The sequence below is a fragment of the Virgibacillus proomii genome, assembly GCF_900162615.1.
In the GTDB taxonomy this organism is placed as follows: Bacteria; Bacillota; Bacilli; order Bacillales; family Amphibacillaceae; genus Virgibacillus; species Virgibacillus proomii.
Window position 1 is genome coordinate 2,127,178 of the sequence record NZ_FUFN01000010.1, and the last position, 24,885, is coordinate 2,152,062.

The following is a 24,885-nucleotide window of genomic DNA, read 5'->3' on the forward strand; positions in this document are numbered from 1 at the left end:
AGGAGGGCTTTCATTGACAGATATTCCAACAATTGTTTCGAATCAAAGGACTTTTTTCCTAAATGGAAATACAATGGACTATACCTTTCGGAAACAACAACTGCAAAAATTAAAAAACTTGTTAAAAGATAATGAAACAGCTATTTATCAAGCTTTGAAAGCAGATCTAAACAAATCAAAACATGAGACGTTTACAACTGAATTAGGCTTTCTATTAACGGAAATTGATTATACATTAAAGCATTTACGAGGTTGGATGGAGCCGATTAAAGTATCGGCTCCAATAACGCATAAAGGATCAAAAAATTATATTATGAAAGAGCCATATGGAGTTTGTTTAATTATTGCACCGTGGAATTATCCATTGCAATTAGCACTTGCTCCTGCTATTGGTGCATTAGCTGCCGGTAACTGTGCAATTATAAAACCTTCTGAATATGCAAGGGAAACATCTGCTTTGATCACGAAATTAATTGTAGAAAATTTTGATCCTTCCTTCTTAACTGTCGTAGAGGGGGAAAAAGAGACCGTACAAAAGTTGTTAGAGCAACGTTTTGATTATATCTTTTTTACCGGAAGCACAAATACCGGTAAAATCATTATGAATGCGGCAAGTAAGCATTTAACACCAGTAACCCTTGAATTAGGTGGAAAGAGCCCGGTAATTGTAGATAAGGATGCGAATATTCCCTTAGCTGCTAAACGCATCGTTTGGGGGAAATATACTAATGCTGGTCAAACTTGTGTAGCGCCTGATTATTTATATGTGCATGAAAAAGTAAAATTTAAATTAATTAAAGCAATGAAAAAGTATATTCGTAATTTTTATGGAAGAAACCCAATAACGAATAAGAATTATACGCGTATCATTAATGAAAAACATTTTCAGCGCTTGACAAAATTTCTAGATAATGGATCGGCATTACACGGAGGAGAAACAAATCCTTTAACGCTAAAAATAGAACCAACCATTTTAGATAAAATAACATGGGAAGATCCTATTATGCAGGAGGAAATATTTGGTCCGATTCTCCCGATTTTGACATTTCGTGAAATTGATGAAGCTGTCAGTGTTATTCGAACGAAGGAAAAACCATTAGCATTATACTATTTCGGAGAGAATGGGAATACTCAGCAACAAATAATGCAATATTTATCTTTTGGTGGAGGAAGTATTAATGATACTCTTCTTCATCTAGCGAATCCTCACCTACCTTTTGGTGGTGTCGGAGCTAGTGGAATGGGAAATTATCATGGGAAATTTAGCTTTGATACATTTTCTCATAAGAAAAGTATTATGAAGCAGTCAACGAAATTTGATATCCCGTTTCGTTACCCTGGTAGTAAACTGTCTGAGGCAATTTTAAAAAAGATAATGAAATAAATCATTTTCTATCCTCATTGATAAGTAAAGCGAAGCAGGGCTCGATTAGCTCATTGAAAGGCCGCAAGATGGTTCTGCGTGTATCTTGTAAAAAAGCAAATCTTTCTTCACGTGATCTGCTATTGCACGTAAAACATTGTAGATCTATAACTCTTGTCTACCTATCATTTTACAATTTATTCATATTTTTAAAAAAGCTAAGTCGCATCTGTCACTTTATATTCGGCTTAGCTTTTATAATTTATAATCATCTAAAAAATCCTTTTGGAAGCTCGTAGTTGGGCGGTAATTATCTTTGTCCGAAACGGTGGTTTCTATGTCAATAAATGGGTTCTTACCATATTTTTCAGCTAACTGATCCATTACTTCATACAATTTTTCTTTTTCCACTTCTTTCTCATACGTAAATAAATTAAGTTGTTGTGCTGCCTGATGTTTTTGTTGGAGATCCGCTACCGTGATTCCTAGTAATCGGATCGGCTCTAAGTTCCAATGGTTTTCTAATAATTCGCTAGCTACTCGTAAAATATCTTCTTTCGTTTCGATATAAGAGCTTAGTTTTTTACTACGAGTAATCGTTTTTCGATCATGATAGCGAATCATTAATTGAACGCTTCTGCCAACCACTTTTTTTCGTTTCAACCGTTGATCTACTTTTGTCGCTAAATGTACTAGCAGTGTCTCAATTTCTTTATTGTCCTTCGTGTCATATGGTAATGTTTTAGAGTTGCCAATACTTTTAAAATCATTGACGGCATCTGGGTCAACCGGCCTCATATCGATACCGTTCGCTCTCTGTTTTAAACGCTCGCCATTTATCCCTAGAATTTGCCTTAATATATACGTATCCTTTTTAGCTAAATCACCAATTGTATAAACACCTGCAGCCTCTAATTTCGCCGCCGTTTTCTCCCCTACTCCGTACATTTTATGAATCGGCAGAGGCCATAATACAGTTGGCACCTCACGCTTTCTTAAAATGGTTAATCCTTGAGGTTTTTTCATATCAGAGGCCATTTTAGCTAAAAATTTATTTGGTGCAATCCCGATACTGCAAGGCAAATTCAAGTCATGTAAAATACGTTTTTGCAGATTGTTTGCTAGTTCAATTGGATTTAACTTTGTTGCAACATCAGTTACATCCATATACCCTTCATCAATGGAAACTGGTTGAACAAGTGGTGTAACTTCGGCAAGCATTTGGAATAAAGCTTTAGAGGCAGAACGGTAACGGTCAAAGTTTGGACGCATCACGATTAATTCCGGACATAGCTTTTTAGCCTGCCATACATTCATCGTCGTTTTAACTCCTTTTTCCCGCGCTTCATAGCTGCTTGTAACGACAATCCCTTTTCTCTCTTCAGGGTTACCGGCTATTGCTAGTGGCTTTCCTTTTAGATCTGGATTATATGCCATTTCAACTGAAGCATAAAAGCAATTCATATCGACATGAAAAATAATCCGTCCTCGTTTAGGATGTGTCATTGGTATATCTCCCTTTATCCTATCTATTGTCTACTTTATACTGTTAATCATTAAAAGGTCAACTGTTACAACCAGTCACTAAAAAGAAGTTGACAGTAAATAGTCACGCCTTTCGCTCGCCTATCCATATAATTAAATGAATCCTTCTAAAGATTACTCCTTAGAAGGATTCATTTACGTTTATTTTGCTGCTTCTTGAATGATCGCCGTAACAAGCTCTGTAACCTTTACCAAATCCTCTACTTTAATTCGTTCATTCGTTGTGTGAATTTCTTCATAGCCTACAGCTAAATTAACTGTTGGGATACCATATCCAGAAATGATATTGGCATCACTTCCACCACCACTATGAAGTAATTTACTTTCCCTGCCAATCGCTTTAGCAGCCTTTCTAGCTACTTCAACAACCTTCTCACCTGCTTCATGCTTAAAACCAGGATACATTACTTTAACCGTAACCTCAGCAGAGCCGCCAAACTCTTTTGCCGTTGTTTCAAAGGCTTCTTTCATTTTGGCTACTTGCGTCTCCATTTTTTCCGGAACAAGTGATCTTGCCTCTGCTAAAATTTCAACATGGTCTGCAACAATATTTGTCTGCTTTCCACCTTCAAAGCGACCAATATTAGCTGTTGTATCTTCATCAATTCTGCCTAATGGCATTTTGGCGATTGCTTTAGCAGCTAATGTTATGGCTGAAACCCCTTTTTCAGGTGCTACCCCTGCATGGGCTGTTTTTCCTTTGATTACTACATGGAGCTTTGCTTGTGTAGGAGCAGCTACAATAATATCCCCTACTTCCCCATTACTATCTATCGCATAACCATAGCTCGCATGAAGTAACGACGGGTCTAATGCTTTTGCCCCGACTAACCCAGATTCTTCACCAGCAGTTATAACAAACTGAATATCACCATGAGGTAAATTATTTTCATTTACTGTACGAATTGCTTCTAAAATTGCTGCCAGCCCCGCTTTATCGTCAGCACCTAATATCGTAGTTCCATCTGAGGTAATATATCCATCTTTTATAGTTGGCTTAATATTTTTCCCTGGAACAACCGTATCCATATGTGAAGTAAAGTAAATGGATTCCACATCAGATTTATTTCCAACCCAATTACAAATCAAGTTGCCAGCTTCATGACCCGTAGTTTCTTTACTATTGTCTTCTATTACTTCTAGCCCTAATTCTTGAAATTTTTGTTTTAAGGTCTCTGCAATTTTAGCTTCATATCCTGTTTCCGAATCGATTTGAACTAATTCTAAAAACTCTTTCACAAGTCTTTTCTCATTAACCATGAGTATCCTCCTTTTTAAATATTTCTAGTCACAGCGGAATGTTGCCATGTTTTTTTACTGGTTGTTCCTCCTGCTTATGGGCTAACATTTCTAAAGCATAAGCTATCGTTTTTCTCGTTTCCCTTGGATCAATAACGTCATCTACTAGTCCAAGCTGGGCCGCTTCATAAGGATTGGCAAAGCGCTCTTTATATGTAGTTATTTTTTCTTTTAGGAACTGGGCTGAATTCTTGCTTTTTTCTGCTTCCTTAGCGTATAAAATCGAGACCGCTCCTTCTGGACCCATTACTGCGATTTCTGCATTCGGCCATGAAAATACAAGATCAGCCCCAATCGATTTACTATTTAAAGCCACATAAGCTCCACCATAAGCTTTACGAAGAATGACGGTAATTTTTGCAACTGTTGCTTCCGCATAAGCGTATAACAGCTTAGCTCCATGCCGAATAATACCTTGATGCTCTTGATTTACCCCAGGCAAAAAGCCTGTAACATCCTCCAATGTCACAAGCGGAATTTGAAATGCATCACAAAAGCGTATAAATCGAGCAGCTTTATCACTGGCGTCAATATCAAGACTGCCCGCTAAATATTTCGGTTGGTTGGCTATAATGCCTACAATCCTTCCACAAATGCTGGCAAACCCAACCACAATATTTTTAGCAAAATGTGCATGAACTTCTAAAAAACTAGCCTGATCCGTAATCAAATAGATGATTTGCTTTACATCGTATGGCAACCTACAATCAAAAGGAACTACCTCTATTAAATCACTTTCTTTTGTAATATCATAATGAAACGGTATAGGTTTTGATTTTTCTTGGTGATTGGCGGGAAGATATATAAGCAAACGCCGGACTAGATCTAATGCCTCTGTTTCTGTATTTGCCAAAAAGTGAGCATTTCCACTTTTACTATTATGAATCTCTGCTCCTCCAAGAGCTTCTTTATCTATTATCTCCCCGGTAACCTTTTCTATTATTTTGGGTCCTGTAATAAACATTTGCGCCGTTTTTTTCACCATAATAACAAAATCCGTCAACACTGGTGAATATACTGCTCCACCAGCACTAGGACCTAAAATTACAGAAATTTGTGGAATCACTCCAGAAAAATGGACATTCTTCCGAAATATTTGTCCATATGCATCTAAAGCGGCAACTCCTTCTTGAATTCTAGCCCCGCCTGAATCGATTAAACTTATAAATGGAACTTTTGCCTTTGCAGCTAAATCTAATACGGATGCTATTTTTTTACCATGGATTTCTCCTAGTGTACCGCCGTGAACCGTAAAATCATGTGCCATAATATAAACCGGTTTGCCATTGATTTTCCCGTATCCAGTTACTACCCCATCACCATTTGTTGGAGCCGTACGTTTCTTCATGAATGGATTTAGTTCGATAAACGTCTCTTTATCTAAGAGATATGCCAGACGTTCTCGTGCAGTTAATTTTCCTTTGTCTCGTTGATTATTTAATTTTTCTTCTCCGCCTCCGTGTTTTACCTTTCGTCGTTTTTCATAAAGCTCACTTATTTTATCATAAATATCCATCTATATTTTCCTGCTTTCACAAAGTTCAACTAGCACACCATTTGTTGCTTTTGGGTGAATAAATGCTACCATTTTTTCTTTGGCACCATGTCGAGGCTCTTCGTCAATAAAAGGTATTCCAGCTTGGTTCAATTGAATAATTCGCTCCGAAAGACCTTCCACTTCTAGGGCAATATGATGGATTCCTTCTCCATGCTTTTCGATAAATTGATAAATAGTTGAAGTAGTAGTTGTAGGCTGTAGTAATTCTAAATAACTGTTGCCAACAGATAAAAAAGCAATTAATACTTGCTCTTTCTCCAGTATCTCCAAATGTTCAACCTGTAATCCTAGAGTTTGTATATAAAAGGGCAATGTTTCCTCCATGTTACGAACAGCAATACCAATATGTGCTACATGTTTTATGAAAGGCTCGTGCTTTACTTCCAAGTTTATTCCTCCTTTGAAAGAATAAAAAATACTCCTTATATGGTGTTCAAAAAAGAGTTGTAAAAGACACCAAGGTCAACCTAGATCGTAATATCCTTTAGAAAGGAAAATGCTTTTTTATACATGTGGTTTAGCATTGTCAATTGTTTTTCTTTTCCTGTCGTTCCGACTCTATTTGGCAATTAGGAGTCCTTTCTCTTATAATGTTGTCAAGGGTATTTGAAAGAACAAAAGCTAGAAATACAAAGGCTTAAGCTAGCCGAGAAAGCTACTTATAAAAAATATAATCAAATACAGATACATATCGTTTCCTAAACAACGGAGAAATACGGTATCTTACATGATTAGTGTATTCTTATGATAAGGAATTCATTATGTCATTTTTAATGAACTTTTATGAACATCCTCTTATATTAAAGGTATTTAGTTAATCATTGAAACAGACCAAACACTCTGTTATTTTTTGAAAATACATGGAAAGCCTTGTCCAATTTGTAGATTCACGGTAAAATAAGATGAAACTTCCGTCAGTGACTCTAAACAAAAAGAATACAGAAACTAAGAACCTAAACATCCCAATTGATCTAATGCAAATTTAATGATCAAATCGTTTTTACCTATAATCTAACTTTTCCAGGGTCTTCGGACTAAATAAATATGTAAATTGCCGTTTAATAATAATCTGTAATTGAGAAACAAAGGAGGATTAAAATGGCAAAAAAATCTAAACGCCAACGCAGAAATAAAATAATTGTTTTTATTATGATTATTGCTATGCTTTTATCAACTTTTACAGCAGCTTTAGCAATGTTTATATAACAACAAAAGTCCATCAGGAAGAAGCTTCGTAAAAACAAATAATGTCATTACAATTATCCCGCATGTAAGATGCCGTAAGACTCCCACTTCAAAACCAGAGTTGATACAAAAGGGTGTATGTGCGAGAAAACGGCACCTAAATGCCCGATTCGTTCAAGGGCCTTAGGTCATACCCTTGTGGTACTAACATTCCGTGCTCCACGGAATGAAGTTTCACTTTATTTTGAAACAATAGAATCCCCATCTTCTGTTATTACCCGACAGAAGATGGGGATTCATGGCAACACATCCTAAATTCTCATATAACTTAATTTTCAACTTGTTTTGCTTTTCTTCTAACATCACTTTCTTTATATTTTAATTTTAAAATTAAATATTCCTCTATATCATGTAGCAGTCTAAATAAATTTGCTCTTGTTTCAAATTCTGCTTTTGTACATGGTAAATCCTCTTGATCAAACGCTTCTCTTAATTTTTCTAATTTTTCCAAACGAATAATGGCTGTATTCTCTGGATGTACAGCATTTGATAATTCTTCAAAAAAAGAAGCTATTTTTTCTGAAATAGTGTACTTTTCCGGAAGTTTTGTAACAAGAGGCAGCATTCGTTGTAATAATTCAAATTGTCGTTCTCGCATCTTGAAATAATCACGATATATATGCTTATCTCGTAATAGATGGTTTTCCTTATCACGTTCTACTAAATCATTTGCTTCGTCAAGTATTTTTTGAATCCTTGTAATTTCCTTACCGTCCCAATCGATATTTTTATTTCTCACATATAATGCAATTTCATACAATACTGTTTGAAAATTCTTCTCAAGCTCTTCTTGTTTTTCTTTTAACTTTCTGTCTAAACTAGGCATATATAAATTTAATAAGAGACCTGTTCCAATACCAATAATGATAAGTAGAAATTGGTCCATTAAAAACTTAAAATCTAAGTACCCTGCCCCGTATAAGTTCAAAATAATAACAGAACTCGTAGCGATACCTTGGGTGATTTTTAATAATACGGTTACTGGTATAAAAACAACCAGCAATAAACCTAAAATGATCGGATTATAGCCGATAAAATGAAAGAAAACAATCGAAAAAATCGATGCAATAATACAAGCCAAAAACCGATTCCAAGCACTTAAAAAGGATTTTTTTCGTGAAGGCTGAATACATAAAATCGTTAAAATACCAGCAGACACAAAGTTTGTAACACCTAATAACTGCGCAAGCCAAATCGCAATCGGCGTTCCTATAGCGGTTTTAATTGTTCGATAACCTATTTTCACATATCATTCTCCTTCTAGAGCTTCTTAAAAAGAGTGATAAGATTGCTATACATCAGTGATTCATATCATATATTTTTTGCATGCTTAAAAGATATCACTGCTTCCATGGAAATTAGAAAAACTAACTGTCAGAAGTCAAGACTGCTCAGTCTAACTGAACGTTAATCATTATAATTTTAACTGCATGTCTTAACTTCCGTACAAAAATTTGACGCTTTCTTAACATATAGAGTGAAACTTCATTCAGTAGGAGTTTTCTTCCATCTCCTACTGAATGTTAGTTGAATAGCCCCTTTTGTATGAACTCAGGGATCTTGAAGTGGAAGTCTTACGGCACCTTACATGCGGGATAAAAATTAGGCTGACCTACGTTAAACCATAGAGCCAGCCCTTTTTTCCATTTCTCATTTTTTATTACATTTCTTCACAATGATCATCGAAAATTTTCTGTAGCTTTCCGATTACATCGACAGGGCTATGCCCCTCAATATCATGGCGCTCTATCATCGTTACGATCTTACCATCTTTTAAAAAGGCGAAAGAAGGAGAAGAAGGTGGATACCCTTCAAAATATTCTCTTGCCCTTTCGGTTGCCTCTTTATCCTGGCCAGCAAATACTGTAACTAAATGATCGGGACGCTTATCGTAGTGAATGGAGTTGGCTGCAGCAGGTCTCGCAATTCCACCAGCACAACCGCAAACAGAGTTTACCATTACTAATGTCGTTCCCTTACGAGAAAGCGCCTCATCAACAGCTTCTGGTGTTGTAAGTTCCTCATAGCCGGCTTCACGTATGTCTTCACGTGCTGCATTAACAACATCATTCATAAATATGTTAAAATCCATTAAAAATCAAACCCCTTATATAAATATATAGTTCTTCTGCTTGTTGATAGAATAACAGGAATAGATCAACATTTCAATTAAATAAATCTCTAGCATTTCCCTTAATAAATATGAACTGTCTCTTCGTTCATACTTTCTAATAGTTCCTTAACTCGTGCCATAAATTGCCCACATATTAAACCGTCTAAAACTCGATGATCTAAAGACAGGCACAAATTAACCATATCTCTTGCAGCAAACATATCATTTATAATTACAGGGCGCTTAACAATTGACTCAACTTGCAAAATGGCAGCCTGGGGGTGATTAATTACTCCCATTGAATGAATGGAACCAAATGAACCTGTATTATTTACCGTAAATGTTCCTTCTTTCATATCGTCAGCTGTTAATTTCCCAGTACGTGTTTTGACAGCAAGCTCGTGAATCGCTTTAGCAATACCTTTAATGCTTTTATCATCTGCATGACGAATAACGGGAACAAATAACTCCTGTTCTTTTGCTATTGCGATCGATACATTGATGTCTTTTCGTTGAATAATTTTGTCCTCTCTCCATGTGCTATTCAATTGTGGGAATTCTTTTAGCGCTTGTGCTACTGCTTTGACAAAAAAGGCGAAAAATGTTATTCCATAACCTTCTTTTTGCTTAAAAGAATTCTTTATATTATTTCGTAACCTGACCAAATCTGTAACATCTACTTCTACTGTCATCCAAGCATGTGGTATTTCCTGTTTTGAACGAACCATATTTTGTGCTATTGCTTTACGGACTCCTGTTACAGGGATTTCCACGTCGCCAGAATAAGCAGTTGGCTGCTGTCTTGTAGTTGGTTCACTTATAGTCGAATTTGCTTTCGACGTCGCTGATACAGACACACTTTTACTAGTTGACTGATTTTCCCCTTTAGCGATAAGTTTTTCAAGATCTTTTCTCGTAATTCTTCCTGCTTTACCAGTTCCAGTAACATGTTCTAAGTCAATATGATGCTCTTGTGCCATTTTCAAAACAGCTGGTGAATACCGTTTTTTCATTGATTTGTCTTTTTCTAGCATTGAATCGTTTTGGTCTTTTATTTCTCCTACTTCAGCTTGTGAAGTTTCAAGAGGTGTTTGTTGCTTACTTGTTTCCGTTTCGATATAACACATCAGCTCGCCAACAGCAATGGTCTCCCCTTCTTGAGCCACTATTTCTTTAATAGTTCCAGTATACGAAGAGGGTACTTCGGCATTCACTTTATCGGTCATCACTTCGGCAATCGGATCATATTTATTAATTTTATCCCCTGCTTTTACAAGCCAAGAAGTAATCGTCCCTTCTGTTACACTTTCCCCTAATTGTGGCATATTGATTTTTTCTACTACCATGTTTTTCCCTCCTCATAAGTTAAAATTCAGCAAGTTCTCGCATTGCTTTTTCAACTTTATCTGGATTAATCATAAAGAATTTTTCCATTGTCGGTGCATATGGCATGGAAGGAATATCAGGACCTGCCAGACGTTGAATAGGGGCATCTAAATCAAATAAACAATGCTCGGCTATAATCGCTGCTACTTCTCCAATGATACTTCCTTCTTTATTATCTTCTGTTATTAATAAAATCTTTCCAGTCTTTTTAGCTGCTTCAATAATTGCTTCTTTATCTAATGGATAAACCGTTCTTAAGTCTAAAATATGAGCTTCAATACCTTCTTCAGCAAGTTTTTCAGCGGCTTGTAAGGCAAAATGTACACACAATCCATACGTTATGACCGTAATATCCGTACCTTCCCGTTTTACATCTGCTTTACCAATTGGTAGAACATAATCTTCTTCTGGAACTTCCCCTTTTAGTAAACGGTACGCACGTTTATGTTCAAAGAATAAGACAGGATCATTATCACGAATTGCCGCTTTTAATAAACCTTTCACATCATACGGCGTAGATGGCATCACGATTTTTAAGCCAGGTTGATTGGCAAAAACTGCTTCTACCGATTGCGAATGATAAAGCGCTCCATGTACACCACCACCATACGGGGCACGAATTGTCATCGGCACGTTCCAATCGTTATTTGAGCGATATCGTATTTTAGCAGCTTCAGAAATGATCTGGTTTACTGCTGGCATAATAAAATCGGCAAATTGTATTTCCGCTACGGGCCGCAATCCATACATTGCTGCACCAATACCAACCCCAACAATGGCTGATTCAGCTAATGGGGTGTCCAACACACGAGCCTCGCCAAACGTTTCATGTAAACCATCGGTAGCTCGAAATACACCGCCTTTTTTCCCAACATCTTCTCCTAAAATAAACACATTTTCATCTCGTTGCATTTCTTCTTTTAAAGCAGTTGTGATCGCTTGTATATAGGACATAACTGGCATGATTCTTTTCCCTCCCTACTCTTCATATACATGCTTTAACGCATCCTCTGGTTGTGCATAAGGAGCATTTTCAGCGTAATCTGTCGCTTCATTAACTTCTTGACTAATTTCATCATTGAGTTGCTTTTCGATGGTTTCTGTCAGTATGCCTGCATCTTTTAAGTATTTATTAAAGGTAATAACAGAATCATTTTTACGTGCTTCATCGACCTCATCGCTTTTCCGATAAAGTCGATCATCATCATCACTGGAGTGAGCCGTTAATCGATACGTTATTGCTTCTATCAATGTTGGGCCATCTCCATTTAATGCTCGCTCTCGCGCTTCCTTTACAGCTTTATATACAGCTAATGGGTCATTTCCGTCCACCGTTATACCGGGCATACCATAAGACTGAGCACGGTCAGCGACGGTTTTACTGGCAATTTGTTTTTCAATGGGAACAGAAATAGCATATTTATTATTCTCAACCATTGTAATTACCGGCAATTTATGCACACCTGCAAAATTCAACCCTTCATGAAAGTCTCCTTGATTGGAGGATCCTTCACCTAAGGTAACAAAGGAAACAATAGGATCATTTTTCATTTTAGCAGCTAGTGCTACACCTACTGCATGGGGTAATTGTGTAGTAACCGGGGATGACCCAGTTAAAATTCGGTTTTTCTTTTGCCCAAAATGACCAGGCATCTGTCTTCCGCCGGAATTAGGGTCTTCAGCTTTGGCAAACCCTGATAGCATTAACTCTGTTGACGTCATGCCAAATGCTAACACAACGCCCATATCTCGATAGTAAGGAGCTACATAATCCTTTTTTCGATCAAGAGCAAAAGCAGCTCCAACTTGTGCTGCTTCTTGTCCTTGACAAGAAATAACAAACGGTATTTTCCCCGCTCGATTTAGTAACCACATTCTTTCGTCGATTTTTCTTGCCAATAGCATGATTCGATATATTTCTAATACTTGCTCATCTGTAAGTCCTAAATCATGATGGCGTTTTGTTGTCATTCATGTTCCCTCCTTAAATAAATAAAGTGAAACTTCATTCAGTAATGGTTTTCTACTTGAAGCTTTGCAGGGGTCATCAAAAAACCAGGTGTAGTGCTGCCATAACTTCTCTGCCCTATCGACCCGAACATTTAGACCGCTATCTCCATGTCAGACTTCTTCGTATTTTTTACACTATAGGATAGTATAAAACTTTCGGCTTTATCGTATAAGAAAAACGATTTTCGCCAAAGTGATAAACCAAGTTTTTCTAATAATTCGTGAAGTGGTCACGGCACCTTACATTCGGGATATAATTAACCGTGGATTTGCTTTCCATCAACAGCAAGCGCTGCTTCTCCAACTATCTCAGCAAGCGTCGGATGCGGATGAATCGTATGGGCAATCTCCCAAGGCGTAGCATCTAATACTTTGGCTAAAACCGCTTCTGAAATCATATCCGTTACATGTGGACCTACCATATGAACCCCTAATAAGTCATCGGTTGCTTTATCAGCAATAATCTTTACAAATCCATCTGCTTCTCCATAGACAAGCGCTTTTCCAACAGCTTGAAACGGAAATTTACCAACTTTTAACGAATATCCTTGCTCTTTTGCCTGCTTCTCGGTTAATCCAACTCGTGCTACCTCTGGATTGGAATAGATACAAGCTGGAACATGGTCATAATTAATTGTCATCGGGTCTTGATCGGCCATATGTTCTACAGCAACAATTCCTTCATGTGAAGCCACATGTGCTAATTGCATACCACCGATTACATCACCAATGGCGTATATATGTGATTCCTTCGTTTGATAATATTGGTTAGTCTGAATTACCCCGTTTTCCACGATGATATCCGTATTTTCCAGCCCAATATTAGTTGTGTTTGCTTTTCGTCCGACCGAAAGCAGCATTTTCTCTGCTTGAAACTCCTGCTTATCACCATTTACCTCTGCTTGTACAGTTACACTTTCGCCATCTACCTGTACCGTATCTGAAAGCACCTGTGCCTGTTTCACAAAATTAATTCCCTTCTTTTTGAGTAACCTCTCGACCTCTTTTGCAACTGCATGATCCTCAGTAGGTAAAATCTGTTCTGCATATTCGATAACAGTTACATCGACTTCAAAATCAGCTAGCATGGAGGCCCATTCAATCCCGATGACACCTCCCCCAACAATAATGATTGATTTTGGCAGTTCTGTTAATTGCAGCGCGTCATCTGACGTAATGATTCTATTATGATCCATTTTTAAACCTGGTAATGTATTAGGCGTAGAACCAGTCGCAATTAACACATTTTTAGGAATAAGCATCGTATTTTCTTCACCATTTGCATATTCTACAGAAATCGTACCTGGTATAGGAGAAAAGATACTTGGCCCTAATATTCGCCCAAATCCTTTAAAAACGTCAATTTTCCCTTTATTCATTAAAGAATGGACACCTTGATAAAGCTTATCAACCACTTGTTGTTTTCTAGCTTGTGCTTGCGAAAAGTTTAATGATACAGCTTCTATATCAATACCGTATGTATGCGCAGATTTTGCCTGTCTATATACTTCAGCACTACGCAATAATGCTTTAGATGGAATGCAACCGCGATGTAAACAAGTACCACCTAACTTTTCTTTTTCTACAACAGCTACTTTCATTCCTAACTGCGATGCTCGGATTGCAGCAACATAGCCGCCCGTTCCACCACCAAGTATGACTAAATCATAATCCTCTGCCAATTTCTTCACTCCTTTACCTCATTTTTACTATGATAAACTTTTGGTGTTTCTTCCCCACGTAAAACACGAAGTACGCCCTCGTTTAATGCTTGTAATTCATCTTCACCAGGATAAACAATAGTGTCAGCTATCCAATCAACACGACTAATAATTAAATCGGTAAATGATTTTCCATAAGCAAGTCCTCCGGTTAACACAATGGCATCTATTTCACCTTTAAGTACGGCACTCATTGCTCCGATGTCTTTGGCAACTTGATACGCCATTGCTTCATAAACTTGCTTTGCGAATGTATCCCCACTTGCTATACGTCTTTCTACTTCCATTAAATCATTTGTTTGTAGATAGCCCATTAGCCCGCCATTACCTACAATTTTGTTCATCACTTCTTCTGCATAATACTGTCCCGAAAAGCAGAGTGAAACGAGATCACCAACTGGAACAGTACCTGCTCGTTCAGGAGAAAACGGCCCTTCTCCATGCAACCCATTATTCACATCAATCACTTTGCCCCGACAATGGGCACCGATTGTAATCCCCCCACCCATATGAGTGACTATAAAATTCATCTCTTCATAGCTTCCATTTAATCTGCCAGCTACCTTCCTGGCTACTGCCTTCTGATTAAGTGCATGAAATATACTTTTTCTAGGTATTTCCGGTATGCCGGAGAAACGGGCAACGGTAGCCAGCTCATCGACAACGACTGGGTCGACAATATAGGCAGAAATATTTAGCCCTTTTGCGATTTCATGAGCAAGAATCCCCCCTAAATTAGAGGCGTGATTGCCATTATAACCTGCTTTCAAATCTATTAGCATACGTTCGTTTACTTCATAAGTTCCACCTTGTATCGGCCGTATTAATCCACCGCGAGCACAAACAGCGTCTAGTTTTGAAATATTAATTCCTTCATGATGTAATTGATCAAGGATGACTTGCTTTCTAAACGCCTTCTGATCATTGACGGTTGAAAACTGTTTTAATTCCTCCGCTTTATGGCGAATAATTTTTTCAAAAATACATATTTCATTATCAAAAACCCCAATTTTTGTAGATGTTGACCCAGGATTTATAATCAAGTTCCTAAAGTTCACCCGCAATAAACATCCCCCCGTTTCGCAGCAGAAAAAAGGGTTGGTTAATTAGACGTTACTCCCTTTCTCCTGCTTTGGTAATAAAGTTATGAAGAATTTGTCTGGGAATTTAATCCGTTCTACATAGTGATAATTTTTAAAAAGTAGCTTCATCCGGCTTGCGCACAAGGCTATAGCAAACTTCGATTTCCTCAACATCAGTTCTTCCTGTCGCCAAATTTCTCTCAGACATGAAAAATCTGCTTATTATTTTGTGAATTTTATAAGAGAAACGTCTCCTAAAATTCCCGAATTCATTTGGGGAAACGGACTGAGAAGCTGCTTGAATAAACATCGCGATTTTTCAAGGACGTCTACTTAAAATATGACGACCATTTAATAAAAACTGACTTTTTGAACGATATTCTGATTTAATTCTTTCTTCTACCATCCGATCCGCCGCAAGATATGTAGGAATATCATCACGTTTAGAAATAGCAAAGATCTTTTGTAAGCTATCATAGATCGTTTCTACTTTTTTCAAAGCCCGCTTATGGTTATATCCATTTAACTCATCAGCAACATTAATCACTCCACCGGAATTAATAACATAATCAGGTGCATAAACAATTCCCTGTTCGTGAAGCATATCCCCATGTTTGGTTTCTTTCAATTGATTATTAGCTGATCCAGCAATAACTTTTGCTTTTAATTTAGATATTGTTTCATCATTTATGGTAGCCCCTAAAGCACACGGAGCATAAATATCACATGCAACATCATAAATTTCATCAGGATCAACGGCTTTTGCGCCAAATGCCTCTACTGCACGTTCTACAGCTTCCTGATTAATATCTGTTACAATTAATTGCGCTCCTTCTCTATGAAGATGTTCACACAATGCATAAGCAACATTGCCGATTCCTTGAATAGCAATTACTCTACCCTCTAGTGAATCATCCCCAAACGCTTCTTTCACTGCCGCTTTCATTCCTTTATAAACACCATAGCCTGTCACAGGTGATGGGTTACCTGAAGAACCTGACTCTGGAGAAATACCAGTAACAAAATCCGTCTCCATATGTATTAGATCCATATCATGTACCGTTGTCCCAACATCTTCAGCTGTAATATAGCGTCCGTTTAACCCTTGAATATACCTACCAAAAGCTCGGAACATTTCTGGATTTTTATCCGTTTTTGGATCACCAATAATAACCGCTTTTCCCCCGCCTAAATTTAACCCAGCAGCTGCATTTTTATAAGTCATTCCTCTAGCAAGCCTCAATGCGTCTTCAAGCGCCGCTTCCTCAGAATCATATGTCCACATCCTCGTTCCGCCTAATGCAGGGCCTAAAGTTGTGTCATGAATGACAATAATTGCTTTTAATCCAGAGTTCTTATCCTGACAAAAAACAACTTGCTCATAATCATATTCTTCCATATAACTAAATAACTCCATTATTATCCCCCATTTTTTGTTGTCATGATGGCCAAAGAGAGCGAATAAAGTTTACTTTCAGCAGAATCTGCCCGTGATGTTAAAATAATCGGTGCTTTTGCACCGCAAATAATGGCAGCTACCTTTGCCTTTGCGTAATAAACAAATGATTTATACAATACATTTCCTGCTTCGATGGAAGAAGCAAGGAGTATGTCTGCCTGTCCAGCCACAGCTGAAGATATCTGCTTTTGTTTGGCAGCTTTTACAGATACAGCATTATCAAATGCTAACGGACCGTCTACCAAACAACCTTGGATTTGTCCTCTCCGCTGCATTTGTGTTAATAAAGCGGCATCAACTGTAGACGGAATATCCGGGTTAACCATTTCTACAGGAGTAACGGCAGCAACTCTAGGTAGTTCCAAACCTATACTATGAGCTACGTTAACAGCATTGTTTATAATTGCAACTTTTTGCTTTATATCAGGGTTAATATTCATGGCTGCATCAGTTAAAAACACAAGTTTATTTTGATTTGGCACTTCAAATAAAGCTACATGAGATAAAATCTTTCCTGAGCGCAAACCATAGTCTTTATCGAGTACTGCTTGTAAAATATCCTTTGTAGGTATATACCCTTTCATTAAAATAGTTGCTTTATTTTCATGCACAGCTAAGACAGCTGCTCTAGCAATATCTGCTTTCGTTTCGGCATGTTGAATAATAACTCGATCTCCCCATTGATGGAAAGTAAGAGCTACTTCTTTTGCGAGTTTTTTTATGTTCGCTTCATTGCCAATTAGTAAAAAGTCGCACAGATCTTCTTCTAATCCCATTTTAACGGCTTGCAGCACGTGTTTATCTGCTGCATTTGCAACAGAAACAATTTGCTTTTGTCCTTCTTTTGCTTTTTCTTTTAATTCTGCTAAACGCTTCATTTTGCCCTCCTTGATACCTCCACTACTTACTCAAGCAAATAGTATGCCAAAACACCATTATTGAAAGCGCTTCATTTCAGCCATGATAATTTGCAACATTTTGCATTACCTTGCAAATCATTGCCTGCTACCTTTTGCGAGCTGATATTTTTCTAATTTATAATATAAATTTCGTATGGAAATTTGCAATTGCTTTGCCGTTTTCGTCTTATTAAAATTGTTTTGCTCATACACCTTCTTTATATAGTTCTTTTCATATTTCTCTACTGCTGATTGCAAAGGTTCTGTAGTAGTTAAAACAACTGTTTCACCATCTTGATGAGAATGATTTAATGTAAGATCAGGAAGATGTTTTCGTTCAATTGTTTTTTCATGCACCCCCATATAAATCATTGCCCGGCCGATTACATTTTCCAATTCTCGAATATTTCCCGGCCAATGATATTCTTTTAATGCAGTTAAGGCTTCTTTCGAAATAAATTGTACGTCTCTTCCATAATCTTGATTAATCTTCAAAATAATGTGGTTTGCCAATAAAGGCAAATCGGATAGTCGTTCTTTAAGTGATGGTACATAAATCGGCAAGCGACTTAATCGATAATATAAATCTTCACGAAATGTCTTTTTCATAATTGCTTTTTCTAAGTTTACATTGGTTGCAGCAATAATACGAACATTTATAGCAACTGGATTGGTTCCACCAACTCGTACAATTTCATCTTCCTGCAGAACACGAAGTAGTTTCGCTTGCATATTTAAAGATAATTCTCCAATCTCATCTAAAAAGATACTTCCATTATTCGCTTCTTCAAACAAGCCTTTCTTTCCTCCCCGCCTTGCTCCTGAAAAAGCCCCGTCTTCATAGCCAAACAGTTCACTTTCCAAAATAGATTCAGCTATAGCAGCACAATTAACTCGAATAAACTTATGATGCTTACGATCACTTTCATGATGAATGGCATGGGCAAATAACTCTTTTCCAGTTCCAGAGTGACCACGAAGTAAAACTGTTGCAGGTGTTCTTGCTCCTACTTTAGCCTGTTCCAATGCTATTTTCATTTCAGGGGATTTTCCTATAATATCATCAAATGTATATTTAGCTTCTAAATTGCGAATAATTTGTCTGGCGCGTTTTAATTCACTTGTTAATGCTTGAACTTCTGATATGTCATGAATTACCCCAACACTGCCCTTTAATTTTCCATCAACGATCATTGGGGCGACATTGACATAGACTTCTTTCTTAGCAGGTCCAACCTTTAGCGTTGCTCCTCTTACTGCTCTTCTCGTTTGTAGAACTCGCATATGTATACTTTCGCCTTCTGAGATGTCGGTTGTCGCGGGCTTGTCAATGACATCTTCCTCTGTTAAACCGGTAATTCGAGTATAAGCTGGATTAATCATCATTCCAAGTCCTTGCTCATCTACAACACTGATTGCTTCATCTGAGGAATAAATAATTGCTTCTAACATCGTTTTAATTTCTTTTAAATCCGTGTTTTCTTCCGCCAATTTAACAACTTCGGTAATATCTTTAAATACTGCAAAGGCACCTAATAAAAGGTTATCAGCATTTATAATCGGAATCCTTGTAGTAATAATCTGCTTGTCATTTTCTAAGGTGAGCTTTTGATTTACCTCTCGTCTACGATTTCGTAATATTTCTGGTAAATGAGTATTAGTAATAATTGTCTCAATTGATTTTCCTTCACACTCATGTTTTTTTAATTCCATAATTTCTTCCGCACTTTTATTAATAAACGTAATGATTCCTTGATTATTTACGACAATCATTCCATCGCGAATATTATTTAAAATCAGTGCTTGATTACGCATCTGCAGCTCAACTTTCTCCAATAGCTCTTGTTTTTCATCAAACAGCTCTGAAATAATGTAAGCCACAGTTCCTGGTATGACAACAGTCTTACGGCTTCTATGCTCCAATATAGCTTGAAATACTTGTTCGTCACCAGTAGCTTCAATTACAATATCAATATTTTTATCAATCCACGATTCCCATTGATTATCTATAGGGATGTTTTGCTTTTTCGCAAGCTTTAACCCGGGCGCATTACGATTTATATCTATCATCGCCACGATTTCCAGTATGTTCGTAGCATTTAAAATATTTAATAAAGCACTTCCCCCTTTTCCGGCACCAACAATGAGTACACGCTTCATTTCATCCCACCTTGCATTTTTTTGCATAGTTTTATCATACGTTAGTCTGCAAGTTAATGCAATAACCGTTTATTTGTTTTTACTGATATTTTTGCTATACTTAATAAATGAAGATCAGTTGTATTCTAACAGTTTTCATGCTCAATACTAGCCATCCATGAGAACTAAATTCCCATGAATGGAAGGAGAATAAATAATTGATTAGAATTATCGCTATTATTATATTATTTATACCTGGTGTAATCGCTGCTATTGGGATTAAGTTAATGAGAGATTCATTATTTACTTCGTTTTATCCAATCTTTTTACATAGCAGTATACAATTTACGATTGGTTTAATTTTGTTTCTTGCCGGACTGGCTTTTATTGGTGGCTTTATTGTCCATCGAGATCGCAAGCAACAAAAAACGAAACAAGGTAGACGAAACTGTTACGCAGATGGGGAATAAAATCCTCATCTTTTTATTTATCTTAACGTATTAGAAAACTTGCGTTTACCTGCATCTTACAAGGGAATGCCTAGTTGCACTTATACTTCTAACCTGAAAATTTTTACTGCGTCGAATAAGCTTCCTCGCTAAAATTTTATATTTATCTTAACGTATTAGAAAACTGGCATTTACCTGCATCTTACAAGGGAATGCCTAGTTGCACTTATACTTCTAACCTAAAAATTTTTACTACGTCGAAGAGCTTCCTCGCTAAAATTTTATATTTATCGTAACGTACAAAAAAAACTGAATTTATGATATGATGTAAAATAAAAATAAAAGCAGGAGGAATTCTCGTGAAAGTAACAAAGTTTGGGGGAAGTTCTGTTGCCAGTGCAGAGCAAATAAAAAAAGTAGCCAACATTGTAAAAGCTGACCCTCAAAGAAAATTCATTGTCGTCTCCGCACCAGGAAAAAGGTTCAAAAAAGATAAAAAGATTACGGACATGCTTATCGAACTTGGTGAAATAGGCAGAAAACACCGTCCAAAAGCAGAATATATTGAGCCTATTATGAAGCGATTTACTGAAATTGTTGAAGAATTAAAGCTAGGTGGAACGATTTTGAAAGAAATAAACCAAACGATCGAAAATGTATTACATATGGATGCAACTCCATCGGAGAAATTAGAAGCTTTAAAAGCAATCGGTGAGGATAGTTCCGCTAAAATCCTTAGCGCTTATCTTACTTCGATTGGCATACCAGCACGCTATATGAACCCGCAGGAAGTTGGAATAATTGTAAGCAATAATCCGGGAAATGCAAGAATTTTACCTGAAAGTTTTCCGAAAATTTACAACTTGCGAACCACCGAAGATATTTTAATTATTCCTGGTTTTTTTGGCTATACCAAAAAAGGACAATTAAATACCTTTTCTAGAGGTGGATCAGATATAACAGGTTCTATTATTGCTGCTGGAATTAAGGCAGATCTTTATGAAAACTATACAGATGTCGATTGCGTGTATTCTGTTAATCCAGCTTATATCGAAAAACCTAAAAAAATTACAACCTTAACTTATAAAGAAATGCGTGAATTATCATATGCGGGTTTTTCGGTTTTTCACGATGAGGCGTTGATACCGGCATTTAAAGAGGAAATCCCCGTATGTATAAAAAATACAAATAACCCAAAAGCACCCGGTACATTGATCGTCTCTGAAAAAAAACCGAGTGAAAAATGTGTTGTTGGGATTGCAAGTGATACAGGATTTTGCAGTATTTATATTAGTAAGTATTTAATGAACAGGGAAATTGGTTTTGGACGAAAGTTGTTTGCAATTTTGGAGGATGAAGGTATTTCATTTGAACATGCTCCTTCTGGTATTGATGATATGTCCGTAATCATTAGAGAAAGTAATCTACCACTGGAAAAAGAAAAGCTAGTGATGGAGCGAATCCAACATGAATTAAATCCTGACTTAATCTCCATTCATCGTAACCTAGCTATGATTATGGTGGTTGGTGAAGGTCTAGTAAGAACAATTGGAGTAGCACAAAAAGCAACAGCTGCAATCTCTAACGCGAATGTAAATATTGAAATGATCAACCAGGGTTCATCCGAAGTTTCTATGATGTTTGGGATTAAAGCAGAAGATTTGGATAGAGCGGTCAAGTCATTATATCATACCTTCTTTGATTAGTATTAACATATCCTCCCTATGTAGGAGGATATGTTTTATTTATAAATAAGATTGATTGTATAAGTACATTTTTAACATGATTTGCCCTTCCTTATCGGAAACTTCGCTAAATCCGATAAAGAAGAGCGTTTTTCAAAAAACGCCAGTATATTTATAAAAAAGATGAAACTCATACTAACGAATACAGATTTATACAATATTAGCCAAGTGCTTGTAATTTTTTCCATTCTAAAAATCTTAACTCGCTTTATGTTCTAAACGAAGATAATCTGTAATTGCAATAAATGAATCACAAAACTTATACTAACGGAAAAAGGAATTTATCGGTGTGAAATCGGAGTTTGTTGGTTTAATCGTGTAGGAGGAAAATTATCCCAACCGCCAAACCCCGTGTCATTACTGCGTTTTGTAAAGGTTAACTCGCTTTATGTTCTAAGCGGAGATGATCTGCAACCATTGCAATAAATTCTGAATTTGTCGGTTTTGCTTTTGTTATACTAATCGTGTATCCAAATAAAGCAGAAATAGAATCAATATTTCCTCTGCTCCATGCTACTTCAATAGCATGACGGATAGCACGTTCTACACGAGAAGCAGTCGTGTTATATTTTTTCGCTATATCTGGGTATAATACTTTCGTAATGGAACCTAACAATTCGATATCGTTATAAACCATTGTAATTGCTTCACGTAAGTACATATATCCTTTAATATGTGCTGGAACACCGATCTCATGAATAATATTTGTAATACTTGCCTCAAGATCTTGCTTCTTTTTCTCTTTCCGTTGTACTTTTGATACGACACCAGAATGTACAGTACCTTGCGCCTGTCTAATTTGATCTGCTAAATTATCTAAATCAAATGGTTTTAAAATAAAATAAGCAGCGCCAAGGTCAACCGCCTTTTTCATGACTTCTTCTTGTCCGAACGCTGTGAGCATAATTACATGGGGAATTTTTCCTCCTGAAGAACGAATCGTGTTTAATACAGCTAAACCATCGACATGTGGCATAATAATATCCAAAACTAAAACATCAGGTTCTACATCCTCGAGCATGGTCAAACAATCTCTTCCGTTAAACGCCGTACCAACTACTTCAATATCTTCCTGTTCTCCAAAATAATCTTCCATCAGGTGAATTAATTCACGGTTATCATCAACAAGACAAACTGAAATCTTTTCCACAAAAGTTCCTCCTTTTATGTAATACATAACTTTTCACTATTTTACATATTCTACACAAATCACAAATATCCTTTTTTTATTTAAAAAACTTTGGTTTTTTTGAATTTTACTTCTGTTTTCTCTGTTTTCCTATAAATTACGATACATTTCGATAAATGTAGACAAATTTGTCGAAAATTATTTATTGCTTATCATTATATCATATTTACTATTATCAAAAAAATGACCATAAGTCACAATAATATAAAAATAACAATAAAAACATCGAAAAAAGGACTTGAATTGGAAGAAATCCAATACAAGTCGCGTTTTTAACTTACTTTATTTGCTTGATCTTGCTCTTTATAAATATTAATCCCTGCATCCTCTAGCATCCATTCAATATGGACCCCATATCCTGAAATTGGATCATTAACAAATACATGAGTTACAGCTCCAATGATTTTGCCATTTTGAATAATAGGGCTCCCACTCATACCTTGCACAATACCCCCTGTTTTGTTTAATAATTCCTTGTCTTTAATTTGAATAACCATACCTTTTGTTGCAGGCATCTTTTGAGGAACAGTACTGACAATTTCTATATCGTATTCTTCCACTTTTTCCCCTTCGAGAACCGTTAGTATCTTTGCCGGTCCTTCTTTTACCTCATGTGATAAAGCAATTGGCATTGGCTTTCGAAAATTATCCAGATTTTGATTTAATTTACCAAATATTCCAAAGGGAGTATTTTTATTAATTGAACCAATTTTATCATGAGCAGGGGAAAATTTCGCTTGCTTCTCACCTGGGATACCATTATTGCCTTTTTCAATGGAAGTTACAGAGGAACGAACAATCGCACCATTGTTAATTTCAATGGGCTTTTTCGTATCCATATCAGAAATCACATGGCCTAGGGCCCCATATTTCCCTGAATTTGGTTCGTAAAAAGTCATTGTTCCGATCCCAGCAGCAGAATCACGAATATATAAGCCAATTTTATAATCTTTTTCATCTTGATCTAAAGTGGGCTTTAATTCAGTGGAGATGGTCTTTTTACCACGCTTTATTTTCACATCTAAAGCATGATTTGTTTCTCCAGCTTGTTCAATAAATGGCCTTACATCATTCATCGTTTTAATTTTATTGCCATTGATTTCTAAAATAACATCTCCTACTTTTATATCTGCTTTTTCACCAGGAGAAGCTTCACCAGCTTTTCCATTGACTAAATGATGGCCAACGACTAATACCCCTTTTGTTTGTAACTGAACCCCAATTGATTGTCCACCAGGAATTACTTTAAGATCATCTCTCACTTCTGCAGTAGCTTGCTTTATAGGCAAGCCAGCCAATTCATAAAACGACGGTAGATTGTCCGATGAATCTGTACTGGATAAGGATTTATTTAAAGAACCAGCACTGACAGCCGTTATTTCATTGGTCAATGGAGATAAGGAATTTTTTGTTTGGAAACTTTGTGGAGCAAAAAAAGGAAATGCGAATAAGGCAATTATTACCAAAAAGGCTATGCCAAATTGTATTTTTTTATTTTTCTTGCCGTTCAATTCATTCACTCTCCTCTTTTCTAAACCCATCCACTTTTGTTTTTCTGTACTTTTAATTTGAGCTAATCGATATCGTTTTAAACTGGTGAAACTTAAGCAGTCCTGCATAACATTACCTTCCTTAATGGAGAAGCATGAACGTATAGTCCGCGGTATGAAAGAGGTGTCTTAT

Annotated in this window: 20 protein-coding genes; 4 read left to right on the forward strand and 16 right to left on the reverse strand. The window is 36.6% G+C overall.

The window, feature by feature from the left end; translation table 11 throughout:
* Positions 1 to 13: 13 nt before the first annotated feature.
* A complete protein-coding gene (locus BN1066_RS17345) occupies positions 14 to 1,384 on the forward strand; it encodes an aldehyde dehydrogenase (protein ID WP_425445286.1) in 1,371 nt (456 codons plus the stop codon).
* A gap of 234 nt (positions 1,385 to 1,618) precedes the next feature.
* Here the strand turns inward: BN1066_RS17345 and BN1066_RS17350 are convergent, their stop codons facing one another.
* The 4 genes from BN1066_RS17350 to mce all read right to left on the reverse strand — a co-directional run bounded on the left by BN1066_RS17350 (position 1,619) and on the right by mce (position 6,152).
* A complete protein-coding gene (locus tag BN1066_RS17350; RefSeq protein ID WP_077320742.1) occupies positions 1,619 to 2,869 on the reverse strand; it encodes a DNA polymerase IV in 1,251 nt (416 codons plus the stop codon).
* Positions 2,870 to 3,049: 180 nt separating this feature from the next.
* Entirely contained in the window at positions 3,050 to 4,168 is a 1,119-nt protein-coding gene (locus BN1066_RS17355) for a M20/M25/M40 family metallo-hydrolase (RefSeq protein WP_077320744.1), read from the reverse strand.
* 28 nt (positions 4,169 to 4,196) lie between these two features.
* The gene (locus BN1066_RS17360; protein WP_077320746.1) at positions 4,197 to 5,723 is read right to left on the reverse strand and encodes an acyl-CoA carboxylase subunit beta; all 1,527 of its coding nucleotides are present in this window, start codon (positions 5,721 to 5,723) and stop codon (positions 4,197 to 4,199) included.
* The gene (mce, locus tag BN1066_RS17365; protein WP_281250280.1) at positions 5,724 to 6,152 is read right to left on the reverse strand and encodes a methylmalonyl-CoA epimerase; all 429 of its coding nucleotides are present in this window, start codon (positions 6,150 to 6,152) and stop codon (positions 5,724 to 5,726) included. It abuts the gene before it with no gap.
* 711 nt (positions 6,153 to 6,863) lie between these two features.
* Here mce and prli42 point away from each other — a divergent pair.
* A complete protein-coding gene (prli42, locus tag BN1066_RS19980) occupies positions 6,864 to 6,971 on the forward strand; it encodes a stressosome-associated protein Prli42 (protein WP_077320748.1) in 108 nt (35 codons plus the stop codon).
* Positions 6,972 to 7,278: 307 nt separating this feature from the next.
* Here prli42 and BN1066_RS17375 read toward each other — a convergent pair whose 3' ends face one another.
* The 10 genes from BN1066_RS17375 to BN1066_RS17420 all read right to left on the reverse strand — a co-directional run bounded on the left by BN1066_RS17375 (position 7,279) and on the right by BN1066_RS17420 (position 19,840).
* Positions 7,279 to 8,256 (reverse strand): aromatic acid exporter family protein, encoded by a 978-nt coding sequence (locus BN1066_RS17375; protein WP_077320750.1) that lies wholly within the window; start codon positions 8,254 to 8,256, stop codon positions 7,279 to 7,281.
* A gap of 414 nt (positions 8,257 to 8,670) precedes the next feature.
* The gene (locus tag BN1066_RS17380; RefSeq protein ID WP_077320752.1) at positions 8,671 to 9,102 is read right to left on the reverse strand and encodes a BrxA/BrxB family bacilliredoxin; all 432 of its coding nucleotides are present in this window, start codon (positions 9,100 to 9,102) and stop codon (positions 8,671 to 8,673) included.
* Positions 9,103 to 9,203: 101 nt separating this feature from the next.
* The gene (locus BN1066_RS17385; protein WP_077320754.1) at positions 9,204 to 10,469 is read right to left on the reverse strand and encodes a dihydrolipoamide acetyltransferase family protein; all 1,266 of its coding nucleotides are present in this window, start codon (positions 10,467 to 10,469) and stop codon (positions 9,204 to 9,206) included.
* Positions 10,470 to 10,488: 19 nt separating this feature from the next.
* Positions 10,489 to 11,472, reverse strand: coding sequence for an alpha-ketoacid dehydrogenase subunit beta (locus BN1066_RS17390; RefSeq protein ID WP_077320756.1), 984 nt, complete (start codon positions 11,470 to 11,472; stop codon positions 10,489 to 10,491).
* A 15-nt stretch (positions 11,473 to 11,487) separates the two neighbouring features.
* Positions 11,488 to 12,480: a thiamine pyrophosphate-dependent dehydrogenase E1 component subunit alpha gene (locus tag BN1066_RS17395; protein WP_077320758.1), complete on the reverse strand. Its 993-nt coding sequence runs from the start codon at positions 12,478 to 12,480 to the stop codon at positions 11,488 to 11,490.
* Positions 12,481 to 12,776: 296 nt separating this feature from the next.
* The gene (lpdA, locus tag BN1066_RS17400; RefSeq protein WP_077320760.1) at positions 12,777 to 14,201 is read right to left on the reverse strand and encodes a dihydrolipoyl dehydrogenase; all 1,425 of its coding nucleotides are present in this window, start codon (positions 14,199 to 14,201) and stop codon (positions 12,777 to 12,779) included.
* 5 nt (positions 14,202 to 14,206) lie between these two features.
* Entirely contained in the window at positions 14,207 to 15,304 is a 1,098-nt protein-coding gene (buk, locus tag BN1066_RS17405; protein WP_077320762.1) for a butyrate kinase, read from the reverse strand.
* Positions 15,305 to 15,641: 337 nt separating this feature from the next.
* A complete protein-coding gene (locus tag BN1066_RS17410; RefSeq protein ID WP_077320764.1) occupies positions 15,642 to 16,739 on the reverse strand; it encodes a Leu/Phe/Val dehydrogenase in 1,098 nt (365 codons plus the stop codon).
* 2 nt (positions 16,740 to 16,741) lie between these two features.
* Entirely contained in the window at positions 16,742 to 17,659 is a 918-nt protein-coding gene (yqiS, locus tag BN1066_RS17415) for a phosphate butyryltransferase (protein WP_077320766.1), read from the reverse strand.
* Between the two features lie 117 nt (positions 17,660 to 17,776).
* Complete coding sequence (locus BN1066_RS17420) at positions 17,777 to 19,840, reverse strand: sigma 54-interacting transcriptional regulator (RefSeq protein ID WP_077320768.1); 2,064 nt, start codon at positions 19,838 to 19,840, stop codon at positions 17,777 to 17,779.
* Between the two features lie 197 nt (positions 19,841 to 20,037).
* On the opposite strand from BN1066_RS17420, the gene BN1066_RS17425 reads away from it, so the two are divergent.
* Positions 20,038 to 20,289 (forward strand): DUF2627 domain-containing protein, encoded by a 252-nt coding sequence (locus tag BN1066_RS17425; RefSeq protein WP_077320770.1) that lies wholly within the window; start codon positions 20,038 to 20,040, stop codon positions 20,287 to 20,289.
* A 338-nt stretch (positions 20,290 to 20,627) separates the two neighbouring features.
* Complete coding sequence (locus tag BN1066_RS17430) at positions 20,628 to 21,974, forward strand: aspartate kinase (protein WP_077320772.1); 1,347 nt, start codon at positions 20,628 to 20,630, stop codon at positions 21,972 to 21,974.
* Between the two features lie 415 nt (positions 21,975 to 22,389).
* On the opposite strand, the gene spo0A is transcribed toward BN1066_RS17430, so the two are convergent.
* Both spo0A and spoIVB read right to left on the reverse strand, forming a co-directional pair.
* Positions 22,390 to 23,190, reverse strand: coding sequence for a sporulation transcription factor Spo0A (gene spo0A / locus BN1066_RS17435; RefSeq protein ID WP_179104426.1), 801 nt, complete (start codon positions 23,188 to 23,190; stop codon positions 22,390 to 22,392).
* Positions 23,191 to 23,474: 284 nt separating this feature from the next.
* Positions 23,475 to 24,743 (reverse strand): SpoIVB peptidase, encoded by a 1,269-nt coding sequence (spoIVB, locus tag BN1066_RS17440; protein ID WP_077321540.1) that lies wholly within the window; start codon positions 24,741 to 24,743, stop codon positions 23,475 to 23,477.
* Between the last annotated feature and the right edge of the window lie 142 nt (positions 24,744 to 24,885).